Below are 3,135 nucleotides of genomic sequence, written 5' to 3'. Positions count from 1 at the left end.
GGGGCGAGCGGCTGATGGGTCGCGGCGGGCCGGAGGGAGCGGTCGAGGGCGGCCATCACCCGGCGCACCGCCCCCTCATGATGGGCCGCGACGGGGTCGCGCGGGCGGGCCAGCCCGATCTCGATGGTCTCGTCGAGGCGTCCCGGACGCGGGCGCATCACGACCACCCGGTCGGCCAACGTCACGGCCTCGCCGACATCGTGCGTCACGAGCAGGATCGTCGGCTTCGACTCGCCCCACAGGCTGAGGAGTTGATCGTGCAGGTCCCGGCGGGTGAAGGCGTCCAGCGCCGAGAACGGCTCGTCCAGGAGCAGCACGCGGGGATTGGTGACGAAGGCCCGGGCGATGGCCACCCGTTGCTGCTGGCCGCCGGAGAGGTCCCGCGGCCAGCGGCCGCCGGACTCGGCCAGACCGATCCGCTCCAGCGCCCGCGCGACCCGCTGTCTCCGCTCGGACCGGGCGAGCCCGGCGAGCCCGAAGCCGACATTGCCCGCGACATCCAGCCAGGGCAGGAGCCGTGCCTCTTGGAAGACGACGCCGACATGCGGGTGTGGCCCGCGGATCGTCCCGCCATCGACCTGCACGGTCCCACGGCTCGCCTGATCGAGGCCGGCGATCAGGCGCAGCAGGGTCGTCTTTCCGCAGCCCGAGCCGCCGATGAGCGCGATGATCTCGCCCTGTCGCACCGAAAGGTCGATTCCGGCGAGCGCCTGCGTGCCATCCGCATAGGTCTTCGAGAGATCGTCGACGATGAGCACGGGCGTGTCTTGCTTCAGCGGTTGCATCGAGGGATCGCGCGGACGGCGCATTGCCGCGCTCGTCACAGGCTTTCCCGCGCGGTGTCCTGCCAGCGCGTCAAGGGTCGCGTAAGCGCCAGCAACACCATGTCGGCCAGCTTCCCGGCCAGGGCGAAAGCAATGATCGCGGCGACGATCTGGTCCGGCTTGCTGAATTGCTGGCCATCGACCAGCAGGTAGCCGAGGCCCTCCGAGGCCCCCATCAGCTCGGCCGCTACGACGAACAGGAAGCCGAGGCCGAGCCCCGTGCGCAACCCGACCAGGGTCGCCGGCAGCACCGCCGGCAGCAGGATCCGCCGGGCCAGGGCAAGCCGCGACAACCGGAAGATGCGCCCGACCTCGATCAACTTTCGGTCCACCGAGGCGATGGCCCCCGAGACCCCGACATAGACCGGGAAGAAGACCCCGACGGCGATCAGCAGCACCTTCGGTGTCTCGAGGATGCCGAACCACAGGATGAAGAGCGGAACCCAGGCGAGCGACGGCACGGCCCGCAGGGCCTGGAGGCTTGGATCGACCAGCCAGCGCAGGGTCGGAAGCGTCGCGACCAGGCCACCCGCCAGGATCCCCGCGGCAGCGCCCCAGAGGAAGCCGAGCCCGACCCGGATCAGCGTCGCCTGGACGTGCATGAGCAGGTCGCCCGACGTCGCCAGGTCCAGCAAGGTCGCGCCGATCCGACTCGGTGGCGGCAGCAGGCGTCCGGAGACGAGGCCGCTATCGACCGCGATCTCCCAGCCGACCGCCAGGGCCAACGGCAGGACGAGCCCGAGACCGACGCGGCCGCCCTGCCGCCAGAGCGTCCCGGCCGTCAACGCGCCGCGACGGGGTTGAAGCCGGGATCGAGCAGGCCGTCCACCGCCGCCGCCACATCCGTGGCAGCGGGAATTACGCCGGCCTGTTGCAGGGCGAGGCCGGCGGCCTTGATCGATTCGGTCTGCGCCGGTCCGATCGTCGGCTGGGACAGGTCCGTGCGCGCGAGCTGCCGCGCGATCACCGGCTCGGGAAGCTTGGTCGCCGCGACCAGCGCCGCAGAAAGAGCCTGCGGATTCGCCAGCGCGTAGGCGCGCGCCTGCTCGTAGGCGGCGATCACCGTCCGGACCAGATCGGGATGGGCCTTGGCGAAGTCCTCGCGCACGTCGAGCAGGCCCCAGGTGTTGGCCGCCGGATCGCGGTGGAACAGGACGTCGCCGTTCTCGATCTCGGCGGCCGCCATCAGCGGATCGAGTCCGGCCCAGGCATCGACATCGCCGCGGTCGAGGGCCGTGCGGCCGTCCGGGTGCTGCAGCAGGACGAGCTTCGCGTCCTTCTCGGTGAGGCCCGCCCCCTGGAGCGCGCGGATGAGGAAGATGTGCGGATCGGTGCCCCGGGTGACGGCGACGCGCTTGCCCTTCAGGTCGGCGGGCTTGGTGATGCCGGTCTCATTGCGGGTGACCAACGCCGTCCATTCGGGACGCGAGAACGCGTAGACCGCCTTGATCGGATTGCCGTTGATCCGCGCGACGAGGGCAGCCGCGCCAGCGGCCGAGCCGATATCGATCGCGCCGGCATTCAGGAACTCGAGCGCCTTGTTCGAACCGAGCGACTGGACCCAGCGCACCCGGATGCCCTTCGGCTTGAGCGCTTCTTCCAGGAACCCCTTGTCCTTAAGGAGCAGGCCGACCGGATTGTAGGTCGCCCAGTCCAGCCGGATCTCCTTCGGGTCCTCGGCCCGGGCCGCAGGCGCGAACGGGACGGTCGCGGTGATCAGGGCCAGGCCGGCGGCCAGGAGGAAGCGGCGTGAGGAGCGCATGAGCGGAACCTAGTTCGGGCGAAGCTTGGGGAAGGCGTGCACGCACAGGTTCGCGGCACGCGGCCCGGAACTCGGGAATCGCACGGCCGCGCGCCGCAGGACGGCGTGTGATCAAGTCGCCTGGCCGAGGATCTCCAGGATCGTCCGGCGCAGGCGAATGAGGTCGGGATCGTCCCGGTGACGCGGGTAGGGGGCGTCGACCGGGAGTTCAGCCCGGATCGCGGCCGGGCGGTCGCCGAGCACGATCACGCGCTCGGCCAGGATCAGCGCCTCCTCGACATCGTGCGTGACCAGCACGGCCGTGAAGCGCTTCTCCTGCCAGAGGCGCAGGATCTCGGCCTGCATCGCCAGGCGGGTCAGCGCGTCGAGCTTGCCCAACGGTTCGTCGAGGAGCAGCAGGCGCGGCTCGTTGACCAGCGCCCGGGCCAAGGCCGCCCGCTGGGCCATCCCTCCGGAAAGCTGGTGCGGATAGGCGTCCGCGAAGCCGGACAGCCCGACGAGCCCCAGGGCCTGCTCGATCCGCGCCGCGCGGGCCGCCCGCCCGACGCC

The 3,135-nt window shown here is 71.2% G+C and carries 4 protein-coding genes; all 4 read right to left on the bottom strand.

Annotation, left to right across the window (positions count from 1 at the left end):
• On the bottom strand, nt 1-758 hold a 758-nt coding region (locus FV228_RS24840), incomplete at its 3' end, for an ABC transporter ATP-binding protein (protein WP_147856995.1).
• Between the two features lie 62 nt (nt 759-820).
• Nucleotides 821-1,609, bottom strand: a complete 789-nt coding sequence (locus FV228_RS24835; RefSeq protein ID WP_147856994.1) for an ABC transporter permease — start codon at nt 1,607-1,609, stop codon at nt 821-823.
• Nucleotides 1,606-2,586 (bottom strand): aliphatic sulfonate ABC transporter substrate-binding protein, encoded by a 981-nt coding sequence (locus tag FV228_RS24830; RefSeq protein WP_147856993.1) that lies wholly within the window; start codon nt 2,584-2,586, stop codon nt 1,606-1,608. Before FV228_RS24830 ends, FV228_RS24835 begins: the two co-directional genes overlap by 4 nt.
• Nucleotides 2,587-2,697: 111 nt before the next feature.
• The coding region (locus FV228_RS24825) for an ATP-binding cassette domain-containing protein (RefSeq protein WP_147856992.1) at nt 2,698-3,135 on the bottom strand (438 nt) is incomplete at its 5' end.

The organism is Methylobacterium sp. WL18 (assembly GCF_008040015.1).
GTDB classification, from domain to species: Bacteria; Pseudomonadota; Alphaproteobacteria; order Rhizobiales; family Beijerinckiaceae; genus Methylobacterium; species Methylobacterium mesophilicum.
This window is presented reverse-complemented; position numbering and strand designations above follow the sequence as displayed.